This window comes from Citrobacter sp. L55 (assembly GCF_002850715.1).
GTDB lineage: Bacteria > Pseudomonadota > Gammaproteobacteria > Enterobacterales > Enterobacteriaceae > Citrobacter > Citrobacter braakii.
In genome coordinates this window covers 12,577-34,398 of record NZ_KZ559424.1, presented here as the reverse complement: position 1 = coordinate 34,398, position 21,822 = coordinate 12,577, and the positions used below count along the sequence as shown (strand labels likewise).

Annotated in this window: 18 protein-coding genes, 6 pseudogenes and 1 other annotated feature; of the genes and pseudogenes, 16 read left to right on the top strand and 8 right to left on the bottom strand. The window is 49.5% G+C overall.

Annotation, left to right across the window (positions count from 1 at the left end):
* Positions 1–202, bottom strand: a 202-nt coding sequence (locus tag B9P82_RS26275) for a transposase (protein WP_210404999.1), incomplete at its 3' end; no start/stop codon positions are given.
* 965 nt (positions 203–1,167) lie between these two features.
* Between B9P82_RS26275 and B9P82_RS26270 the strand changes: the two are divergent.
* Positions 1,168–2,483: pseudogene (locus tag B9P82_RS26270) on the top strand (tyrosine-type recombinase/integrase).
* A 4-nt stretch (positions 2,484–2,487) separates the two neighbouring features.
* Complete coding sequence (locus B9P82_RS26265; RefSeq protein ID WP_246842171.1) at positions 2,488–3,102, top strand: Fic/DOC family protein; 615 nt, start codon at positions 2,488–2,490, stop codon at positions 3,100–3,102.
* Here the strand turns inward: B9P82_RS26265 and B9P82_RS26260 are convergent.
* Positions 3,099–3,257 (bottom strand): hypothetical protein, encoded by a 159-nt coding sequence (locus tag B9P82_RS26260; protein ID WP_016154571.1) that lies wholly within the window; start codon positions 3,255–3,257, stop codon positions 3,099–3,101. The two genes, B9P82_RS26265 and B9P82_RS26260, sit on opposite strands and share 4 nt — an antisense overlap.
* Before the next feature lie 472 nt (positions 3,258–3,729).
* Between B9P82_RS26260 and B9P82_RS26255 the strand changes: the two genes are divergently transcribed.
* Positions 3,730–4,734, top strand: a complete 1,005-nt coding sequence (locus B9P82_RS26255; RefSeq protein WP_101701273.1) for a hypothetical protein — start codon at positions 3,730–3,732, stop codon at positions 4,732–4,734.
* A gap of 199 nt (positions 4,735–4,933) precedes the next feature.
* Here B9P82_RS26255 and B9P82_RS29175 read toward each other — a convergent pair.
* Positions 4,934–5,293: pseudogene (locus B9P82_RS29175) on the bottom strand (IS1-like element transposase); the annotation flags it as partial.
* Positions 5,294–5,549: 256 nt separating this feature from the next.
* On the opposite strand from B9P82_RS29175, the gene B9P82_RS26240 reads away from it, so the two are divergent.
* The 3 genes from B9P82_RS26240 (at position 5,550) to B9P82_RS26230 (ending at position 8,092) form a co-directional block, all read left to right on the top strand.
* Positions 5,550–5,786: a helix-turn-helix transcriptional regulator gene (locus B9P82_RS26240; protein WP_006812027.1), complete on the top strand. Its 237-nt coding sequence runs from the start codon at positions 5,550–5,552 to the stop codon at positions 5,784–5,786.
* Between the two features lie 133 nt (positions 5,787–5,919).
* Positions 5,920–7,329, top strand: a complete 1,410-nt coding sequence (locus B9P82_RS26235) for a YfjI family protein (RefSeq protein ID WP_023157610.1) — start codon at positions 5,920–5,922, stop codon at positions 7,327–7,329.
* Between the two features lie 136 nt (positions 7,330–7,465).
* Positions 7,466–8,092 carry an inovirus Gp2 family protein gene (locus B9P82_RS26230; protein ID WP_101701272.1) on the top strand — a complete coding sequence of 209 codons (627 nt, stop codon included), beginning with the start codon at positions 7,466–7,468 and terminating at the stop codon, positions 8,090–8,092.
* 55 nt (positions 8,093–8,147) lie between these two features.
* Here the strand turns inward: B9P82_RS26230 and B9P82_RS26225 are convergent, their stop codons facing one another.
* Together B9P82_RS26225 and B9P82_RS26220 are read right to left on the bottom strand one after the other, a co-directional pair.
* Entirely contained in the window at positions 8,148–8,804 is a 657-nt protein-coding gene (locus B9P82_RS26225) for an ATP-binding protein (protein WP_101701271.1), read from the bottom strand.
* Between the two features lie 28 nt (positions 8,805–8,832).
* On the bottom strand, positions 8,833–9,264 hold the full coding sequence (locus tag B9P82_RS26220) for a maltose acetyltransferase domain-containing protein (protein ID WP_210405003.1): 432 nt from the start codon (positions 9,262–9,264) through the stop codon (positions 8,833–8,835).
* 386 nt (positions 9,265–9,650) lie between these two features.
* Between B9P82_RS26220 and B9P82_RS29565 the strand changes: the two genes are divergently transcribed.
* The 6 genes from B9P82_RS29565 to B9P82_RS26185 all read left to right on the top strand — a co-directional run bounded on the left by B9P82_RS29565 (position 9,651) and on the right by B9P82_RS26185 (position 16,598).
* The gene (locus tag B9P82_RS29565; RefSeq protein ID WP_077258089.1) at positions 9,651–9,821 is read left to right on the top strand and encodes a helix-turn-helix domain-containing protein; all 171 of its coding nucleotides are present in this window, start codon (positions 9,651–9,653) and stop codon (positions 9,819–9,821) included.
* A gap of 228 nt (positions 9,822–10,049) precedes the next feature.
* Positions 10,050–10,973: an aminoimidazole riboside kinase gene (locus B9P82_RS26205; RefSeq protein WP_003029584.1), complete on the top strand. Its 924-nt coding sequence runs from the start codon at positions 10,050–10,052 to the stop codon at positions 10,971–10,973.
* A gap of 165 nt (positions 10,974–11,138) precedes the next feature.
* Positions 11,139–12,656, top strand: coding sequence for a carbohydrate porin (locus tag B9P82_RS26200; RefSeq protein ID WP_003029587.1), 1,518 nt, complete (start codon positions 11,139–11,141; stop codon positions 12,654–12,656).
* A gap of 137 nt (positions 12,657–12,793) precedes the next feature.
* Entirely contained in the window at positions 12,794–14,164 is a 1,371-nt protein-coding gene (locus B9P82_RS26195; RefSeq protein ID WP_000345204.1) for a sucrose-specific PTS transporter subunit IIBC, read from the top strand.
* Positions 14,164–15,564 (top strand): sucrose-6-phosphate hydrolase, encoded by a 1,401-nt coding sequence (locus B9P82_RS26190; RefSeq protein WP_032180917.1) that lies wholly within the window; start codon positions 14,164–14,166, stop codon positions 15,562–15,564. The genes B9P82_RS26195 and B9P82_RS26190 overlap by 1 nt, the downstream gene beginning before the upstream one ends.
* A gap of 29 nt (positions 15,565–15,593) precedes the next feature.
* Positions 15,594–16,598, top strand: a complete 1,005-nt coding sequence (locus B9P82_RS26185; RefSeq protein WP_003029591.1) for a LacI family DNA-binding transcriptional regulator — start codon at positions 15,594–15,596, stop codon at positions 16,596–16,598.
* A gap of 165 nt (positions 16,599–16,763) precedes the next feature.
* Here B9P82_RS26185 and B9P82_RS29170 read toward each other — a convergent pair.
* From B9P82_RS29170 to B9P82_RS26165, 3 genes and pseudogenes are all read right to left on the bottom strand, one after another.
* Positions 16,764–16,951 (bottom strand): annotated as a pseudogene (locus tag B9P82_RS29170) (DDE-type integrase/transposase/recombinase); the annotation flags it as partial.
* Positions 16,952–17,031: 80 nt separating this feature from the next.
* Positions 17,032–18,708: a group II intron reverse transcriptase/maturase gene (ltrA, locus tag B9P82_RS29560; protein ID WP_371412094.1), complete on the bottom strand. Its 1,677-nt coding sequence runs from the start codon at positions 18,706–18,708 to the stop codon at positions 17,032–17,034.
* A gap of 805 nt (positions 18,709–19,513) precedes the next feature.
* Positions 19,514–20,253 (bottom strand): annotated as a pseudogene (locus tag B9P82_RS26165) (IS3 family transposase); the annotation flags it as partial.
* Positions 19,856–19,972: a sequence feature (AL1L pseudoknot), on the bottom strand. Its footprint overlaps the pseudogene before it by 117 nt.
* Before the next feature lie 16 nt (positions 20,254–20,269).
* Between B9P82_RS26165 and B9P82_RS26160 the strand changes: the two are divergent.
* From B9P82_RS26160 to tnpB, 4 genes and pseudogenes are all read left to right on the top strand, one after another.
* Positions 20,270–20,608: pseudogene (locus B9P82_RS26160) on the top strand (transposase); the annotation flags it as partial.
* A gap of 52 nt (positions 20,609–20,660) precedes the next feature.
* Positions 20,661–20,763, top strand: a pseudogene (locus B9P82_RS29555) (IS66 family insertion sequence element accessory protein TnpB); the annotation flags it as partial.
* Between the two features lie 75 nt (positions 20,764–20,838).
* A complete protein-coding gene (gene tnpA / locus B9P82_RS26155; protein WP_101701275.1) occupies positions 20,839–21,474 on the top strand; it encodes an IS66-like element accessory protein TnpA in 636 nt (211 codons plus the stop codon).
* A complete protein-coding gene (gene tnpB / locus B9P82_RS26150; RefSeq protein WP_101701270.1) occupies positions 21,471–21,818 on the top strand; it encodes an IS66 family insertion sequence element accessory protein TnpB in 348 nt (115 codons plus the stop codon). Before tnpA ends, tnpB begins: the two co-directional genes overlap by 4 nt.
* Positions 21,819–21,822 lie beyond the last annotated feature (4 nt).

The window sequence follows — 21,822 nt, the reverse complement described above, 5'->3', positions numbered from 1 at the left end:
CAGAATAGCGCTGAGGTCTGCCTCGTGAAGAAGGTGTTGCTGACTCATACCAGGCCTGAATAGCTTCATCATCCAGCCAGAAAGTTATGGAGCCACGGTTGATGAGGGCTTTATTGTAGGTGGGCCAGTTGGTGATTTTGAACTTTTGCTTTGCCACGGAACGGTCTGTGTTGTCGGGAAGATACGTGATCTGATCCTTCAACTCAGCAAAAGTTCGATTTATTCAACAAAGCCCCGGAGCAGGTAAGTTAAGACGGCACGGAGAAAAGAAAGACGATGCCAAAGATAAACAAACTGCGAATTCGCAAAAAAAAACTACGCAAAACTGCGCAAAAAAAACTGCGAATTCGGAGTCGGTAAAACGCGAAAAACTGATCGACGCATACCGCCTGGCGGGTGCAAATGCAAAGGGTTTGCGGCGTTTGTGACCGCCAGCCAGCCCCTAAGAATTCCTAAGGTTTTACGAGCCATTAGCTTGCGCCTGGGCAAGCCAGATGTTAAGAAATGTTAAGGTTCAAAGAGCCATTCTCATGCTTAGAAATGCCAGGGTTACACGGGCCATTCGCTGGCAGCGTGACAAACATCAGAAACGCTATTTATCAGATTGCGCAGTGAAAAACTGGGTACGCAAGGTACGCAAAAAGACGTGCGTACCTTGCGTACCTGCTAAGCTGTAAGCCGTGCCAGCCTTTTTTATATGATGCGGGCGGGCTTATGCGTGGAGTTCGTCCACCAGCTTCACACATCGTCAATGTATGCAAATGTTAACGTTTTGCGAATGGCACTAAGCAAGAAATGCTGTAGATATGGTGGGCGGTCATAAAATAACCATAAATCACCATGGTTACCTTTCTGGAATATCCCCGGCATATCCCCGGAAAAAACAAAAGGGCCGACGATTACTCGCCAGCCCTTGCTGTGTTTGGTGGCCCCTGCTGGACTTGAACCAGCGACCAAGCGATTATGAGTCATAAAATTGGCATGTTTTTAATTGTTCGTCATTGTCTCTATTTGTATTTTTAATTGTCTATAATCAATCAGTTATGAAGTTATTTTTGTTTCTGATTGGTTCTCTCATTTCCCCATTGTACTATCCTTACCTGACCCGTTACCTGACCCGAAATGGGCATCGGGTCAGGTAACGCATATTCTTAGAAAGGTAAACTTATGGCCGCTAATCTTACCGAGACTGCTATACGTGGATTGAAGACAAAAAGCACGGCGTACTACGTGTGGAGCAACAGCGCTCAACGTGGTACTGGCAGGCTTGGCGTTAAGGTTCAGCCTTCAGGCAGCAAAGTTTTTTATTTCCGTTACTACGTTGAGAAAGGGAAGAAAGAAAAGTTCATCCAGTTGGGCATCTGGCCTGAGATGAAACTGGTGACGGCCAATGAGCTGGCGAAAAAATATGGAGCCTGGCTTGTTGAAGGAAAAGAGCCGCAGCAAGAGCTTGAGCAACAGCGCCTGGCCGAACAGCACATCATGCAGATCCATCGCTCGCAGGGCTCGTTTAAAGAGCTGGTACATGGCTACGTTAACAAGATGAAGCTCGACAATAAGCGGACCTGGGCCGATGTACTGAAGCGTCTTGAAAAAGAGTGCTATTCAGTCATTCCTCGAGAGACCAAAGCGAAGGATGCACGCCATTACAGATCAAAACCATCCTCTCAGGCATTATCCAGCGAGATGCGGTGGTCCATGCGAACCGAATTCGTTCCTACCTGATGGCGGCATTTAACTATGGGCTTAAAGCCGATAACGATCCGATGAATACCAGCGTGGGCATTACGTTCGGGCTTGAAGTTAATCCGGTATCGGCCATACCGAAGCAGTCCTCTGCGGAGAAAGTGGGTGATACATGGTTAATGCTGGAAGAGCTGCGTTTTGTCATGGAGCAGTTCGCTCAGGCAACTAACGTTGGGCCGTTGATGCAGCACCTTATCCGCTTCTGCGTTTATGCTGGCGGGCAGCGACCGTTTGAAATGATTGCCAGCCAATGGAGCGCGATTGACTGGCAGCAAAAGACGTTACTGGTCATAGCCGATGTATCGAAAAACAAACGGGAGCACCTGATCCCATTGACTGAATCGGCATTAAGTGAATTAGCCTCAGTGAAAGAACTGACTAAGGAAAGTAACAGCCCCTATATCTTCCCGCTCTCGACCAACGGCGAACGACCGGTACGTACCGATAGCCTGGCCCGTTCCATCATGTATTTCCGGGCTTTTAATCCTAAGTTTAAAGTTTTCACAGCGCGAGATTTACGTCGCACATGTAAAACGCTGATGGGGGAGGCGGGGATCAGCAAAGAGATCCGCGACCGTATCCAGAATCACGCTTTGAATGACGTCAGCTCGAAACACTATGATCGTTATGATTACTTGCCTGAAAAGCGCAGGGCGCTTGAGATCTGGGAAGATAGGGTCAACAACTATCAGCGACAGCAGGAAAACAACGTTGTGAACTTGTTTGGACGGAGGTAAGAGCTTGGCAAAATATGAGCTTAATTCAGTAGAAGAGCGGTATCAACCGGGCTCTGGAGACCTGGTGCTGGCTAATAAGTTAGGGATCACAGATGAAGAGGAAATGGAGGCGCTGGAATCTGGCCTGCTGCTGATGCTTTATGAACAGCTATTTATCGAAGGCCAGCCGCCTGCGGCGCTGGCTTTTGAGCACATCAGTGGGTGGCATCGCCAATGGCTGGGGAATGTGTATGACTGGGCGGGGAGGCTGCGTAATGCCAACCTGACTAAGGATGGCTTTCAGTTTGCGGCTGCCGACAGGATTCCGCTTCTTCTTGATGGTTTTGAGAAGCAGTTTCTCGCTCGGTCGGGTGAGCTTAAATCTCTGGCTCGTTCGGGGCTGGTTAGTTATCTGGCTGAATGCCACGTGGAATTTATTTTGATCCACCCATTCAGAGAAGGTAACGGGCGTCTGTCGCGGCTGCTTTGCGATGTGCTCTCGGTTCTTGCGGGAAAAGGCTTGCTGGATTACAGCTTATGGGATGAACACAAGCCATTTTATTTCAAGGCAATACAGGCAGGCGTATCAGGGAACTACAGCCCCATGATGCAACTGGTGAGCGATATATTGCCAGATTAACGGGCGAGGCCAACAGCTTTCGCCTGTGCCTGGTTTTGTTTGAGTTGCTGCTCAATTTTTTGCACAGAAACACCCGTTTCGATCGCGGTTGAGCTGGCAACGGAACGGTAGATTTGAGTTTTAGTGATCTGGCTGTGTGCTGTTTTTTTTGTCATTTTGAAGCCCTCGTTTTGCTGCACTGATTTTAGTTCGGATAGGGGCGCCCTACAAGCGGGCTGAAGGATAATGAACAATAGGTCAACGTTATGCCAGCATAAGCTAAGTAATCCGTGCCATTTAATTGTTGAAACTAAATAGCTGTGCGGAATAGTAATCCGCTTTCGACCAGCCCTTGCAGGGCAAGGTATTAGGGCTGTTTCCTATGTCTAACCATGTTGCATCGGGCTTGAAATATGTTTCCCATACGCAACATGTCGCCCATCATAAAACGGCAGGTGTAGCGGTATTAGGCGGACCTATTTAGGTGTTGCTTTTTTAGGTGTTGCTTTATTTGAGTTTAATTAAGTTTAAAATTTAAACAGAAAAATGAGTTCTTCACATCACCAAATCTATAAATAAGTACTTATTTTTTTATTCGGTTATGTGTAAAATGAGCATTTACACCTTGGATTTCAGGTAAGTGGTGCTATGGCAAGATCATATTATTCATTGAAAAAGTTTTCTGCACTTTTTGGTGTAGAAGTTGATGAACTTGTTCAGGCATGGCTTGATGATAAACTTCATCTGTACGTTAATTTCGGGAACGAAATTTTCCCATGCATACTTAGACGTTGCGTTTCTCCAAATATACATAAAAATACAATTCATGATATAAATTATGGTCGTGATTTCTATCAGAGCAAAGATAGTCCTGCTTATAGTACATTATCATTTATTCCAGAAATTCCATTAAATCCTCATTTAGATATACAGAAGCGGTTTGACACTGGTGGAATAGATGTTCCAGTCTCTGGGGAGTACTATGAATATAGATATCGAGGGTATGCCTATGGTTATTGGATTGCTAGACCAACTAAAGTAGCTCGTTTCAGCAGTGGAAAATACTTACTTACAGATAAAGACTCGGTGGAACAGAAAAAATCTCCACCCGGGGATGTGATGGTTTTTTCCCATAATTCCTTCGATTTTCTTATTTTTCCTGAATCAACATATATAGATGAATCTTTTTTATCAATTAGAGAAGATCATGCATCTCTTTTTTTGAATGGCCTGAATATTGAAAAAACAAAAGTAAATAATATCAATGTTTCTTTCCTTGTACCTGAAGAGTATGTTGCATTATATATATTGATGCATGAATGTTGCAGAAGAACATATGGGAAGTTAGATGTTTCTAGCGTTTTTAAACCACTCAATAAACTTTATTCAGGAGACTTTAGTTTTGATACTCTAAAACGGTATGCAAAAAAACCTGAATTAAACCGTACTAAAGCATATCGTGTAAGTGAAAAACAGAAGAGGGCTTTATGTTATCTTATAACTGATTTTTGCAAAAAATATGAAATTGAGCAGACAGTTTCTTCTGTAGTGAATAAATTAACAGCAGTTACACAATTAGAGCCTCACTCAATAAACTTTTCTTTTAGTGAGAGTAAGGTAAAGGAATGGATGGATATCTCAAAAGGAAAATGATTTTTGGTATATCGCATAATATCAGAAATCCCCGTGGTAGTAATGTGTATTGCTATCCTTGTTAACTGTTTGTGTTTAAATATTTAATAATGGTATTGTAATGCACCAACGGATTTAAAAGTATATTAGCTAACAATATTCCATGTTGAATTCAGGGCATGACACAGATTTAGTGATAATGATGGATACCAGCCGATGACCAGCGTGGATTACCCTTAGGCCGCACGTAAGATAATTGTTCATCGACTTCACAGCGATGACGACCTCTGCGACCGGCTCATCGTTTTGTGCAACCTAGGATGGTGCAAGTTTTTAGATGACGGAGAACGGCATTGAGGCTTATTTTCAGTACTCTTGCCGTATCACGGCATCCAGAGCCGTTCATCTCTATATCAACAATGGTCTGATGGGTTTCGGTTTAGCGCCGTTGTAGCGATAGCTGAAAAGTTTTCAGGCAGTATTTACAGCGATAAAGTTGCGCACCTGAGCCAGAATGGCCGTTTCGGATCACCCCATTCGTTTCAGAGCAACGGGGACAAACCACATCAATATTTACCATCAGTAGACCAAAAAGACGAAAGAATACATCAACACTAATCAGCGTCACGACCTAGATTCAAAAGAATAAAACATCTAACTCTTCATTAGTATTCAATTCAATTCAACTCATTGTTGTATTGAGATTTACAAATGATACCTGATCGTTTTTTGACCTGTTTGCTTATTAAGATTTTCGAATGCTTAATAAGAACGCTTCGCATTTTTTGATTGCACAGTTTGATGCATGATGCCTTCACCGAAACAAAGGAGGCAACATGAAAACAACATTCAACTATCCAACACCGCAAGAACGTTTACAGGTCCTGCGCAACTATGGCGAACCCCATGATCGCCTAGTACGTGAAAAGGAGCGTCAGTACATCACATCGGTATCTCGTTCAACGGCCTGGAAACTGGAGCAAGTCGGTCAGTTTCCGTTGCGTAAGTCTATTGGGTTGAAGTCCTGTGGCTGGTTGTTAAGCGATCTACTTTGCTGGATTAACGAACGTTAGCACCCAGAGATTTTGTGCATTTATTTTTTGTTTTTTTTCTGAGTACCCGTGTTCATCCTGCTATTTCTGCAATTAATAGCGGAATAGCAACTTGCGCGGAACTTTTTAACGTGAATTTTATTAGAGGTGTTGTATGTTTAACGGTAGTCCTTTCCCTGTAGATGCATTTCCTCAGATTATCAGAAATGCCATTTATGAAGTGGAACAGCATACGCAGGCCCCTCAAGGTTTGATTGCTGCTTCTGCTCTTGGGGTAATATCTCTTGCCTGTCAGAACCGGATTGATGTTTGTCGACTTACTAATCTACGTAGCCCAGTATCACTTTACTTGCTGACACTTGCAGAATCTGGCGAACGGAAAAGTACGGTTGATAAAATGCTGATGAAGCCATTATATCAACTGGAGGAAGAATTATTTGATAAGTACACGCATGCTCTTAATACCTGGCGAAGTGATGAAGAAATTTTTAATTTTGAAAGAAAAGCACTGATGTCAAAACTCAAATCAGATATTCGCCGTAACAAAGATCATCTGGCGACAAATGAACAACTTAAAGCGCTGTTGGCGTCGCACCAGCAACCACCGATCAGGTTCAAGCAGATATTTAATGATGCCACTCCTGCGGCTATTAAAGATTACCTCTGTGGTTATTGGCGATCTATCGGTATCATGTCTGATGAGGCTGGCACTATTTTTAACGGTTACACGCTGAACGAACTGCCTTTCATCAACAAAATGTGGGATGGCGCAACATTTTCAGTGGAAAGGAAAAGTGAGCCAGAGAAATTAATCAGAGATGCCAGACTGACGCTAGCACTTATGGTTCAGCCTGATGTGTTTAAAGGTTATCTGCAACGTAAAGGCGATACAGCCAAAGGGATCGGTTTTTTCGCTCGATGTCTCATATGCCAGCCTGATTCAAAGCAAGGTTCCAGAAAAATCTCCAGCCCCGTTGTTTCAAGCGAACATTTGCCGGTATTCCATCAACGACTGATGGAGATAGTTAACGAAAGTATTGCCAGAGATAATCAAAATGATCGTCTTTGCCTGCGATTTTCTGTAGAAGCAGAAAATCGCTGGATCGAATTTTATAACAAGGTGGAGTCAGATATGGGCTTACTCGGCACCTTATCAGATTTTAGAGACTATGCATCTAAGGTCGCAGAAAATATGGCCAGAGTGGCCTCTCTGCTGCATTATTTTAATGGCAATGATGGAGATATATCTCTTTCTGCAGTCGAAGATGCTGTGAAGATAACTACCTGGTATGTTAATGAGTACATCCACATATTTTCTAAACCCCAGGAATTCACGCTGGCAATCTCGGAGGCGGATGAACTTTATTGGTGGATAAATAATTATTGTATTCGACTCAATGCATCTTGGATTACTAAAAATACAGTGCTCCAATACGGCCCTAATAAATTCAGGAGTCGTAGCAAAGCAAATGAGTTGCTTAATACGCTATATTCTCAAAATAGAATACTCACAGAAAAGAAAGGTAAGACAGTATTTATAGCCGTAGCAGGCTCAATATTCTGATACTCTACGGTTGAACAGATATTTAATTCAAGAGTAAAAATACATACTGAGCCTATTACCAGTAAGGGCTTGTTATCTTGATAGGTAATATATCTGTAGACCATTCAATACCCTAATATCACTTGGTAGAATATATATGACATACGACAGTGAGTTTGGTTCACATGTAACCCTGTATAAGAATAGGATTAAACAGGTCATTGATGAAGCACTGAATGAGCATCCTAATACAATGATTATACGTGTTGATTTACATGACCCAATAGATACGGAAAATCTGGATAATCCGTTCTTTCAACCCAGAATAGACTCTGGTGCAATATCTCGTTTTACCAGTGCATTAAAAGCAAAGCTTGAGCACCATAAGCACTTTAAAACAAAAAGGAAAGACTGGCCGGATAATCGATACTCCACCTTACGTTACGCATGGGTCAGAGAATATACCACAAATGGGAAGCGACATTACCATTTGATACTTTGTTTCAATCAGGATGCTTATTATCATTTGGGGGATTACGATTTGAATCGTAACACTTTACGCACAATGATAACAACAGCCTGGTATAGTGCGCTTGGTATCCCAATAGATGACTCTGGGAAGTTAGTTAATTACCCATTAAATGGAAAATATCTCCTCAATCGTAAACGAATCAACTTTGAGCAAACTTATAACGACTTGATGAATAGGGTAGATTATATGACCAAAGTAAGAACTAAAATAGTCGGTGATGGGGACCGTAATTTCGGCTGCAGTCGCGGGTAATTTATTTTTTACAGCAATGGCCTTTCTTATGGATGGAAAGGCCAGACCTTATATATCAAGAAGATGGTGAGCGATAAAGTATTGTTTTCAAGTAATCATCTGTTGCAGTAAACTCAGGGAGTTGGCCACTCATGGCCTGTATTAGTGGAATAATCTTTGTCCTGACTCCCATCCCCCTGAAATCAACGTAACCATAATCACGTAAGACTTCCATAATAATCGTATTGCGTGGTGATCGCTGACCTGTAACCATCTTTTCAATCGACATCGAATTATTCAGCGCCCCTGGGCTAATAACTTCAAATCGATTGCTATACAAGCCAATCTCTATCTCAACAAAGCGTGTCCAGTCACGATGAGCCAGTGCATTTACAACAGTTTCGCGAATAGCTTCCAGTGGATAATACCAGGTTGTTTCCCGACGTAGATGCGTATCGGGTAGAGGGGCCTCTGAAGTGATAAAGGGCATGATAGTTGACATCAAACGCTCAATCAATCCACCATCGATCAAAGCCTTTCCGGCTTCCTCAGTATCAAAACGCCCAACCATTGGACCATCCAGAATATCATCGAGTAACGGTTGGTACTCCTTATCCTCGCTGGCAAACGCAAAGACTCGGATATCTGGTCGATGCGAGAGTTCAACCATTTTGATTTTGAACTCAACGGGATAATTAGGGCTTTTTTTACGCACTGTGGTTAATGATTTCATGGATAGTGTCCACCATATTTGGTGTCCACTATCCTCTCAGGAATTTCAGGATCTGCCAGACGGTGCTGAGACGACGCTTACGAATGTTATACCCCCTGCTGCAGTGGAAAGACGTGGTGACAGATACCCCTTCCCCACATTCAGGCAGCAACTCTTTCATCAGTAGCAGGCGGGAATCAATATGAGCAGGATCGGTGTGGTTAAAACGATGAAGGAGCGATTTTGTCCGCAAAGAATCCGCTTTTATGGCGGGTTCAGCAGGGAAAAAGTAATCCCCATCTTTAAGACGGACACGTTCCACCCTGGTATCAGCGCAGGGCGGCAATTTATCATTCATTAATTCTGTTTCCTCCGTATGCAGCGTGGAGCCTTTCCTGTTATCGGTTTTATCCGGATGTATGCTGTCCCGTGAAGTGGCGGGCAAACTCACTTCTAAAAAATTACGGCCAGATCTTGTCATGCCTATCACAAAGTATCATAACCGAGCATTGTGTAAAGATGAAAACCGTCAAATTGAGCGCAATCGAGCTGCATGATATGATCAGAACCCTACTAAATCAGAAGTATTGGGTATGAGATTACTTTTGAGGAAGCACGTAAATGAAACGAGTGGTTCTGTTTTCATGTGGGAGCGCTTGTCGCTCCCTGAATAGTCCATGTGACAATGAAGATTAAACAGCATCATAACCAGCATGATGCCGTTGCATTTCTTGCATATCGGCAGACTACATCAGAACCCGGTAACCTTGGATGCTGGGATAATGGCAGAGAAGAGGCACTTACTGTATCTACGGTAAAAAGCGGTTTTGTCGATGAAGTTTTAAAGGAAACCCTCCAGAAACGCTGATGAAATTGCGCAGTTTCGCTGGCCTGATGCGACAACAACTCGCCAGTAGAATGGGTATTTCTTACAAATACCTGCGCAGCATAGAAGCAAACCCATCCAGAGCGAGCATTACTACACTTAACCATTATGCCAAGAAGTGTGGTGTTAAAAGCCCTTTGATTTATCTGTAAATAAGATAAAACATGATAATTTCATCAAGTTGCATGGTAATTTATCCAGGATCCATTTGTGTCCAGGACGTAAGTCTTCACAGCTGTCGAATCAATTCTATTTCGTAAGGCGGCTCACGTTTTTATGCCCTGAGCAGTGCTTTTCCGGCTGGAACTTTCCCCCACTCATTCACTGTGATTTAATATGCTAAACCGGTTTAGTTAAGTTTAGCCTTGGAGGGTTTTAGCATGAAAGCAAAAGTTTGGGTTCTGGGCGACGCAGTGGTGGACCTGCTACCGGAGAGTGAAGGGCGCTTGCTACAGTGCCCTGGAGGCGCGCCGGCTAACGTGGCGGTAGGGGTTGCCCGCCTTGGCGGCAACAGCGGATTTATCGGCCGCGTCGGCGGTGACCCGTTTGGCCGCTACATGCGTCATACCCTGCAACAGGAGCAGGTCGACGTCAGCCATATGTATCTTGACGATCATCACCGCACGTCCACTGTGGTGGTCGACCTTGATGACCAAGGTGAACGCACCTTTACCTTTATGGTACGCCCCAGCGCTGACCTGTTCCTGGCTGAAGAAGACCTGCCACAGTTTGCCGCCGGACAGTGGTTGCACATCTGCTCCATCGCGCTCAGCGCCGAGCCCAGCCGCAGTGCTACCTTCGCGGCTATGGAGAACATCAAACGTGCCGGTGGCCGGGTGAGCTTTGACCCTAATATCCGCCTGGATCTCTGGCAAGATCAGAACCTGTTGCACGCCTGTCTCGACCGCGCCCTGCGTCTGGCGAACGTGGTGAAACTGTCCGAAGAAGAGCTGATACTCATCAGCGGGAGTAATGATATCGCGCAGGGGATCGCCAGCATCACTGAGCGTTATCAGCCTGAATTACTGCTGGTGACTCAGGGTAAAGCGGGCGTCATCGCCGCATTCCAGCAGCAGTTTATCCATTTCAGCGCTAAACCGGTTGTCAGCGTGGATACCACCGGTGCGGGCGATGCGTTTGTCGCCGGACTGCTTGCCAGCCTTGCTGCCAACGGGATGCCGGCGGATATCAATGCCCTGGAGCCAACGCTCGCTCTGGCGCAAACCTGCGGTGCCCTGGCAACCCTGGCGAAAGGCGCGATGACTGCCCTGCCATACCAGCGCGATCTACACCGCCAGATTTGATCCTAAATACCGTCGTACGCGGTCCACTTTGTTGCATCCATCACACTTATTAAACCGGTTTAGCAAAATCAATTTCAAAATGTTAAATGTCGTGCTTAACATTGCAACTAAACCGGTTTAGCAAAAACACACAATTTTTTATTTTCCTTTTGGGATGCAATCAATATGTTCAGAAAAAGCACACTCGCGGTTCTTATCGCTTTGCTAACCGGCGCCGCCTCAGCCCATGCACAAACGGATCTCAGCAGTATCGAAGCCCGTTTAATTGCGCTGGAAAAACGCTTACAGGATGCCGAAAACAGAGCGCAAACGGCAGAAACCCGCGCAGAGTCGGCAGAGAAGAAAGTACAGCAGCTCACGACACAGCAACAAAAAACCCAGGACAGCACTCAGGAAGTGGCTCAGCGTACCGCCAAACTGGAGAAAAAAGCCGATGAGAAAAGCGGGTTTGAGTTCCACGGCTACGCCCGCTCCGGCGTGATAATGAATGACTCCGGCGCCAGCACCAAATCCGGAGCCTACATGACGCCAGCAGGGGAAACCGGTGGGGCTATTGGCCGCCTGGGAAACCAGGCCGATACCTATGTTGAAATGAATCTTGAACATAAGCAGACCCTGGATAACGGGGCAACGACCCGCTTCAAAGTCATGGTCGCCGACGGTCAAACCACTTATAACGACTGGACGGCGAGCACCAGTGATTTGAACGTGCGTCAGGCCTTTGTTGAACTGGGCAACTTGCCCACCTTCGACGGGCCGTTTAAAGGCTCCACCCTGTGGGCCGGGAAACGCTTTGACCGGGATAACTTTGACATTCACTGGATCGACTCGGATGTCGTGTTCCTCGCCGGTACCGGCGGCGGTATTTACGATGTCAGGTGGAACGACAGCGTTCGCAGCAACTTCTCTCTTTACGGGCGTAACTTCGGCGATATTGCTGATACCAGCAACAGTGTGCAGAACTACATCGTCAGCATGAACAATTTCATCGGGCCGGTGCAGATGATGGTCAGCGGGATGCGGGCAAAAGACAACGACGAACGCCAGGATACCAACGGTAATCCGGTCAAAGGCGATGCGGCAAATACCGGTGTACATGCGCTGCTCGGGTTGCACAACGACAGTTTTTACGGCCTGCGTGAAGGTGCCAGCAAAACCGCCCTGCTCTACGGTCACGGACTGGGTGCCGAAGTTAAAGGTGTCGGCTCTGACGGCGCGTTACGCTCGGGGGCTAACACCTGGCGCTTCGCCAGCTACGGCACCACGCCACTGAGCAAGAACTGGTTTATCGCCCCAGCGATACTGGCACAAACCAGTAAAGACCGTTATGTCGATGGCGACAGCTACCAGTGGGCAACCCTCAACATGCGTCTGATCCAGGAGATCAATCAAAACTTCGCCCTCGCTTATGAAGGCAGTTACCAGTATATGGATCTCAAACCTGAAGGTTATAACGATCGCCATGCGGTAAACGGCAGCTTCTACAAGCTCACCTTCGCCCCGACCTTTAAGGTTGGCGACATCGGCGATTTCTTCAGCCGTCCTGAAATCCGTCTTTACACCTCGTGGATGGACTGGAGCAAAAAACTCAATAATTACGCCAGCGATGACGCGCTGGGCAGCAGTGGTTTTAAATCGGGCGGCGAATGGTCGTTCGGGATGCAGATGGAAACCTGGTTTTGATGGTTAACACCTGGCGACAGTAACCGCCGGGGCGACAAAATACGTTTCGTCGCCCCGGACACAATAACAACGAAGAGAATGCGCTCCGGCTACCACGGGACGACAACTCGAAAATCAATACGCATTCAGAGGGTACTATGGATTTTGAACAGATTTCCCGCTCGCTACTTCCGCTTCTGGGAGGCAAGGAAAATATCGCCAGCGCCGCGCACTGTGCCACACGCCTGCGCCTGGTGCTGGTCGATGACTCACTGGCCGATCAGCAGGCCATCGGCAAAATTGATGGGGTGAAGGGCTGTTTCCGTAACGCCGGACAGATGCAGATTATCTTCGGCACCGGGGTGGTGAACAAAGTCTACGCCGCCTTTATCCAGGCGGCAGGGATTGGCGAATCCAGCAAATCGGAAGCTGCCGACATTGCGGCGAAAAAACTGAATCCTTTCCAGCGCATTGCCCGCCTGTTGTCGAACATCTTTGTGCCGATCATCCCGGCTATCGTCGCCTCCGGCCTGTTGATGGGCCTTCTGGGGATGGTTAAAACGTACGGCTGGGTCGACCCGGGTAACGCCATCTACATCATGCTGGATATGTGCAGCTCAGCGGCGTTTATTATTCTGCCGATCCTGATTGGCTTCACCGCCGCCCGCGAGTTCGGTGGTAATCCTTATCTTGGCGCGACGCTTGGCGGCATCCTGACTCACCCGGCGCTCACCAACGCCTGGGGTGTGGCCGCCGGTTTCCACACCATGAACTTCTTCGGCCTTGAGATTGCCATGATCGGCTATCAGGGCACGGTGTTCCCGGTGCTGCTGGCGGTGTGGTTTATGAGCATCGTTGAGAAACAGCTGCGTCGCGTGATCCCCGATGCACTGGATCTGATCCTGACGCCGTTCCTGACGGTGATCATTTCCGGTTTTATCGCCCTGCTGATTATCGGCCCGGCTGGTCGCGCGCTTGGCGACGGTATTTCGTTTGTCCTTAGCACCCTGATTACCCACGCCGGTTGGCTGGCCGGACTGCTGTTTGGCGGTCTCTATTCGGTTATCGTCATTACCGGTATTCACCACAGCTTCCACGCCATCGAAGCGGGACTGCTGGGCAACCCATCCATCGGCGTCAACTTCCTGCTGCCGATTTGGGCGATGGCCAACGTCGCTCAGGGCGGTGCTTGTCTGGCGGTGTGGTTCAAAACGAAAGATGCCAAAATCAAAGCCATTACCCTGCCCTCGGCGTTTTCTGCCATGCTCGGCATCACCGAAGCGGCGATTTTTGGTATTAACTTACGCTTTGTAAAACCGTTTATCGCAGCCCTGATTGGCGGCGCGGTGGGCGGCGCGTGGGTGGTATCCATGCATGTTTACATGACCGCGGTGGGCCTGACGGCTATCCCTGGCATGGCTATCGTGCAGGCCAGCTCGCTGCTGAACTACATTATCGGGATGGTTATCGCCTTTGGCGTCGCCTTTGTCGTCTCCCTGGTACTGAAATACAAAACGGACGCTGAATAATGTCACATCCATCACGCCTGCCTGCGATTTTGCAGGCTGTTATGCAGGGCCAGCCGCGCGCGCTGGCCGACAGCCACTATCCCCGCTGGCACCATGCGCCGGTGACCGGGCTGATGAACGATCCCAACGGCTTTATTGAATTTGCCGGACGTTATCACCTGTTTTATCAGTGGAACCCGCTCGCCTGCGATCATAAGTTCAAGTGCTGGGGGCACTGGAGCTCTGCCGACCTGCTGCACTGGCAACATGAGCCGATCGCGCTCATGCCGGATGAAGAGTATGACCGCAACGGCTGCTACTCCGGAAGCGCCGTGGATAGTCAGGGCACGCTCACCCTGTGCTATACCGGCAACGTAAAATTTGACGACGGCAGCCGAACCGCGTGGCAGTGCCTGGCGACGGAAAATGCCGACGGCACGTTTACCAAACTCGGCCCGGTATTACCGCTGCCGGAGGGCTATACCGGCCACGTGCGTGACCCGAAAGTCTGGCAGCACGAAGGTCGCTGGTACATGGTGCTGGGCGCACAGGATTTGCAAAAGCGTGGCAAGGTGTTGTTATTCAGCTCAGCGGACCTTCATGAGTGGACGAGTCAGGGCGAAATCGCCGGTTATGGCATCAATGGCCTGGACGACGCGGGCTATATGTGGGAATGCCCGGACCTGTTTGCCCTCGGCGACCAGCATGTCCTGATTTGCTGCCCGCAGGGCGTGCCTCGTGAGAAAGAGCGCTATCTCAACACCTACCCGGCAGTGTGGATGAGCGGCGATTTCGACTACCACCGCGCGGCCTTCGGGCATGGCGAACTGCACGAATTGGACGCAGGGTTTGAGTTCTACGCCCCGCAAACCATGCTTACCAGTGATGGCCGCCGTCTGCTGGTCGGCTGGATGGGCGTGCCGGAGGGCGAAGAGATGCTTCAACCGACCCTCACCAACGGCTGGATCCATCAGATGACCTGCCTGCGTGAGCTGGAGTTTATCGATGGTCAGCTATACCAACGTCCTCTACGAGAGCTGAGCGCCCTGCGCGGCGAAGCGCACGGCTGGGCAGGGAACTCCCTGCCGCTGGCACCGATGGAAATCGTTCTACAAACCACTGGGGACGATATTTTGAGCCTCGATTTTGACGGCGCATTAATCCTTGAACGCGATGCCAGCGGGATCCGCCTGGCCCGACCCAGTCTGGCCAGCGACGAGAAGCATTATCGTTACTGGCGCGGAGACGTCCGCTCGCTGCATATTTTCATCGACCAGTCTAGCGTGGAGATTTTCATCAACGGCGGCGAAGGAGTGATGAGCTGCCGCTACTTCCCGGCCTGTTCAGGGCAGCTAATGTTCTCTGGCATCACACCGGACGCATTCTGCTACTGGCCGCTGCGAACTTGCATGGTAGAATAAGCGTTTTGCCTCAAGCTCATGGCGTCGTAATGAAAACTAAACGCGTAACCATTAAAGATATCGCCGAACAGGCTGGCGTCTCAAAAGCGACCGCCAGCCTAGTACTGAACGGTCGTGGTAAGGAGCTGCGTGTGGCGCAGGAAACGCGTGAGCGAGTACTGGCGATTGCCCGTGAGCAGCACTATCAGCCAAGCATTCACGCCCGCTCGCTGCGCGACAACCGCAGCCACACCATCGGACTGGTGGTGCCGGAGATCACCAACCACGGCTTTGCGGTCTTTTCACATGAGCTGGAAATGCTGTGCCGCGAAGCAGGCGTCCAGCTATTGATCTCTTGTACTGATGAAAACCCCGGTCAGGAGAGCGTGGTGGTCAATAACATGATTTCCCGCCAGGTTGACGGTCTGATCGTCGCTTCATGTATGCACAACGATGCCGACTATCTTAAGCTCAGCCAACAACTGCCAGTAGTGCTGTTTGACCGTTGTCCTAATGAAAGCCTGCTGCCGCTGGTGATGACTGATTCGATTACCCCAACGGCGGAACTGATTTCCCGCATTGCACCTAAGCATAGCGATGAGTTCTGGTTTTTAGGCGGTCAGTCGCGTCTGTCGCCTTCACGCGATCGTCTGACCGGCTTCACGCAGGGTTTGGCTCAGGCGGGTATTGCACTGCGCCCGGAATGGGTGATTAACGGTAACTACCACCCGAGCTCAGGCTATGAGATGTTCGCCGCACTCTGCGCGCGACTTGGGCGGCCGCCTAAGGCGCTGTTCACTGCCGCCTGTGGACTGCTCGAAGGGGTACTGCGCTATATGAGCCAGCACCATTTACTCGACTCAGATATCCATCTGACGAGCTTTGACGATCACTATCTTTATGATTCGCTGTCGCTGCGTATCGATACCGTACAGCAGGATAACCGCCAGTTGGCCTGGCACTGCTATGATCTGATAAGCCAATTGATCGAGGGCGATACGCCCGAAACGCTACAACGCTACCTGCCCGCAACGCTGCAGTTTAGGCATCAGTAATAACTGAGCATTTTTGAATACCCTACAGAGGTGAAATCTGGTGCGAATCCAACAATTAAAAATCAATATTTGTAGTGATGTGATGCGGAAAGGTCTTCACTGCATCAGTAATCACACCAATCGGGTTAAACGGCAAACTGAGTGGTGGTAAAGACTGACACCGGCATTATTACTGTCACTGTGGAACATCACTCCGGCGGGTTTACCACAAGCTTCCCACGCAATTTCCAGCGCTTTGATGTCAGCTTGCTGTCCGGTGAGAATGACATTGCCCAACCCTCAGGTTTCCTTGCGAACAGATCGAGAACAACAGCAAGGTAAGCCCAACGCTTGCCTGTCCAGAGTAGAGTAAGAGGCAGGGCGTAGTCGGACTATTTCCCTGCCTCTCCTCCCCGAACCGGACGTGCACCTTTCAGCGCATCCGGCTCTCCATTTAAATGCTGGCGAACGCCATTGCCACTTCTGTAAAGCGCGATGTATACGTGTTTCTGGTCTCCGTCCTCAGATAGGGATTACCTTCGGGTAGCCGCCAGCGGAACAGCTTCTTGCCTTGCCCCACCAACCGGTACAGTATTTCGCCGCTGAGCTTGCCGTGATTGGTTTTACCAAATAAAACCCACGTTTTGCTCTGACCCGGTTTCGGTGATTTACACCACCACCTCATCAGGGAAGCGATACCTGTACGGTATTTGCGGGCCAGCCAGTGAGCCAGCTTCCAGAACACGACACGGTCGATATAACTGAAGACTTTGGCCTTAAAATCAACGAACTGATAGAACATGGCCCAGCCTTTCAGTTTTCGGTTGAGTTGTTCAGCCATATCGACTTTGCTTTCACTGTAGTTGCCTGATAACAGTGCTGTCAGCGATGCGGCGAAGTTTCTGGCTTTCTCCTGCGGGATCGTTGAGACCACTCGCATCTCGCCATAACGACTGCGTTTGCGAATGATCCTGTGCCCCAGAAAGATAAAGCCGTCATTAACATGGGTGATTTTAGTCTTATCCATGTTCAGCCTGAGTTTCNGTGCTGTCAGCGATGCGGCGAAGTTTCTGGCTTTCTCCTGCGGGATCGTTGAGACCACTCGCATCTCGCCATAACGACTGCGTTTGCGAATGATCCTGTGCCCCAGAAAGATAAAGCCGTCATTAACATGGGTGATTTTAGTCTTATCCATGTTCAGCCTGAGTTTCAGACTGCCTTCGAGCACACCCCGACACTCCTCCCTGATGGCTTCCGCCTGTGCTTTGGTGCCTTTGACGATGAGGACAAAATCATCGGCATAGCGGCAGTACGCCACCGCGGGTTTCCACTGCCAGTTTTCTCTGACCGCCGTACTTCGGCCCCGTTGGATACTGTTATTCCAGTACCACCGATCTTTTCTGGCTTTCCCGCTCAGGTAGCGCTCATGCAGGTATTGATCGAACTCATTCAGCATGATGTTCGATAATAGCGGCGATATAACACCGCCCTGTGGCACACCTTCACTGGCCGCCCGAAAGAGACCGACATCGATATGTCCCGCCTTGATGGTTTTCCACAGCAGAGTCATGAAACGTGCGTCACTGATCCTGCGGCGTACAGCCTTCATCAGCAGTCGATGATGTACGGTGTCGAAGTAACTGGACAGGTCGCCTTCAATCACCCAGCGTCCCCGGGTTTCACCACAGTCTGTGAGCTGTAATTTCACCGTGCGGATAGCGTGGTGGACACTGCGCTCAGGCCGGAAGCCATATGAGAGCGTATGAAAATCACTCTCCCATATCGGCTCCATCGCCATCAGCATGGCCCGCTGAACAATACGATCCCGCAACGCGGGGATACCCAGTGGTCGCAGTTTGCCGTTGCTTTTAGGGATGTAAACCCGTCTGGCGGGCAAGGGCTGGTAGTGGCCTGAGAGTAATTCATCCCTGAGGATTTGCAGCTCAACAGCCAGTCTGGCCTGTAGCATTGTTTTGTTCACGCCATCAACGCCGGGGGTATGGGCCCCCTTTGATGAAAGCGTGATCCGCGCCGCTTCAGCCAGCCATTCTGGTTGTGTTATCAGACGCAGCAGCCGTTGAATCCGTAGGGACGGATCGGTGACTGCCCATGTGGCAAGCTTGCGTTGCATTTCGCTGATTATCAAAGGTCTTCACCTCGTTAGGTCAGTTAATTCACGTCGCAAACACATTCAAACTGCTTCCCTTCGCCATGTAATGGACTTTCCCCATCGCGGACTACTACGGAAGCTCCGCCAGCCAGCGCGTCATCGGAGCCATGCCCCCTTAACATCCGTCGCTGACCTTCCCCGGTTTACCTGCCTGGACTCAGGCATACTGAGGAGGCTGCCCGTCGCACTCTTTATCCTTGCTTGCCGCAAGTTGGCAGAAGTCAGCAACGCAAGCGTGATAGACGCTGCTGCCCCGGTGTTTCGCATACATGTCAAAACACCTTCGACCGGCAGTGCTTACGTATCACTGCCAGTTCCTCCTGCACGGCCTGTCAGATCACGTAGGCCGTGGTGACGTTTTCAACCCACAGAGGCGGATTAACGGGTTCATGTTCTTCAGCCTTTCAGTACTTAACCTTGAGGATCATCTCGGCTTAGTGATCTCGCCNCCTCCTGCACGGCCTGTCAGATCACGTAGGCCGTGGTGACGTTTTCAACCCACAGAGGCGGATTAACGGGTTCATGTTCTTCAGCCTTTCAGTACTTAACCTTGAGGATCATCTCGGCTTAGTGATCTCGCCTCAATCCCCGTTGTCAGCGGGTTACATCACCCTGCGGGCATGCCGCAGGTCACTGCCGCTCAGGTTCTCCACCGTCACACCCGGTGGGATTGTTGGGTTTCTCATCGTGAGTTACCGGTTCAATATTCCAGACAGACTCGCGGTTCATTTAAGCATCCATGCCCGCCCTGAACTCCGGGCACACCGTAAGTAAAATCAGCCACCCACAGCTGGTCAGGACGTTCTGCCACGAACTGACGGTTTACGCGGTCGCCTGCGGAAACGGCTTTCCGGCTGACGGTAGTACGGACCTTTTTACCCCGGAGAACACCGGCAAGTCCCATAACCGCCATGAGGCGCGCCACTGTACATCTGGCCACCCTGATACCTTCGCGTAACAACTGGCGCCAGACTTTACGCACACCGTACACCTGATGATTTTCATCGTATACGCGCTGTATCTCTCTCTTCAGCCAGTCATCGCGCTGAGCACGGGCACTGCGTTTATCAGGATGATGTCGCTGTTGCTGACAGTGGTAATACGTTGACGGGGCAATATGCAGTTCACTGCATACCGGTCCGACCCCGTACTGCTCACGCAGCTTATCCAGCAGCGGCATTATTTTTTCCAGAGGCGGTCGAACTCCGCCTTCGCAAAATAAGCGGAAGCCTGGCGAAGGATATCGTTACTGCGGCGCAGTTCACGATTTTCACGTTCCAGCTCTTTCAGACGCTGACGTTCAGCGGTGGTGAGTCCACCATCACCACTCCCGGTATCCCGCTCATGCTGACGAACCCACACACGCAGAGTCTCTGGTGTACAGCCAATCTTTGGGGCAATGGAACAAATTGCCGCCCATTGTGAGTCATATTCGCCCTGACTTTCCAGAACCATACGAACTGCCCGTTGACGGACCTCGGGGGAAAAACGTGTATTTTTAGTCATCCTGTTTACCTCTTTCTCAGGGAGTTTAGTCTCCAGGATTCCCGGGGCGGTTCAGGTCACCGATGCCGTGATGGAGCAGGTTGTAGAATGGCAAAACAGACCACTGGATGCTGTTTACCCCATTGTTTATCTTGACTGTATCGTCCTGAAAGTTCGGCAGGACAGTCGCGTCATCAACAAATCGGTGTTCCTGGCACTGGGCATCAATATCGAAGGTCAGAAGGAACTGCTGGGTATGTGGCTGGCCGAAAATGAAGGGGCGAAGTTCTGGCTCAATGTGCTGACTGAACTGAAAAACCGCGGTCTGAACGATATCCTCATCGCCTGTGTGGATGGCCTGAAAGGCTTCCCGGAGTAAGCGCCTCATAGAGGACGTCTGTCGGTGTCCCTCCGGTTCAGAGAAAATAATGTCCATCATTTATAATGGACATTATCACTATGAAATACCGGACATTACTCCCCGAGGCGTTGCGCTTACATTTTGATGAACATTTACCCCGNGTAAGCGCCTCATAGAGGACGTCTGTCGGTGTCCCTCCGGTTCAGAGAAAATAATGTCCATCATTTATAATGGACATTATCACTATGAAATACCGGACATTACTCCCCGAGGCGTTGCGCTTACATTTTGATGAACATTTACCCCGGCTCGAAGTCGGTCGCCGTCTGGGTATTCCTAAAAGCACTATCTGTGATTTTTTTGCCCGCTTCGCAAAGCACGAAATAAGCTGGCCGTTGCCTGTTGATATGCGGCCCGAAAAACTCGCATCCCTGCTTTATCCCGGTAAGGACGCAGCACACCAGCCCCAGGCCCCTGAACCTGTTTTTCCCGAAGAACCCGCCGTTCGTAAGCGACCACGGCGACCGAATTTTCCCCGTGAGTTCAAAATCGCACTGGCCGAAAAAGCTCTGGCTCCGGGCGCCAATGTCGCACTGCTGGCGCGTGAACACGGGATTAACGACAACCTGCTGTTTAACTGGCGCAACCTGTATAAACGTGGGTTACTCCGCCCTCATGTTGATACTCCCTTGCTCCTGCCAGTCACCCTCACTGAAACAGAGCGAGTTGCCGAACAACCGACACAAATCACACTGCAGCCTTCCGTCGACAGCCCCTGCTGCGAGCTGGAACTCCCCTTCGGCACCCTGCGAATAAAGGGGCAGATGACCCCCGAACTTCTGCGCATGTTGATCGGCGAAATCAAAGCAGGTGCGCAATGAGTATGTTGCCAGCGGGGACACGTATCTGGATAGTCGCTGGTGTGACCGATATGCGCAACGGGTTCAACGGGCTGGCCTCGAAGGTGCAGAACGCACTGAAAGACAATCCGTTCTCCGGCCAGGTCTTCATCTTCCGGGGACGACGGGGGGACATGATCAAAGTGCTGTGGGCTGACGCTGACGGCCTGTGCCTGTTCATCAAGCGACTTGAGCGTGGCCGCTTCGTCTGGCCTGCCACCCGGGACGGCAAAGTGCATCTGACACCCGCGCAGCTTGCCATGCTACTTGAGGGCATAAACTGGAAGCACCCGCAGCGCATGGAACGGCCTGGTATACGGATATAACCCG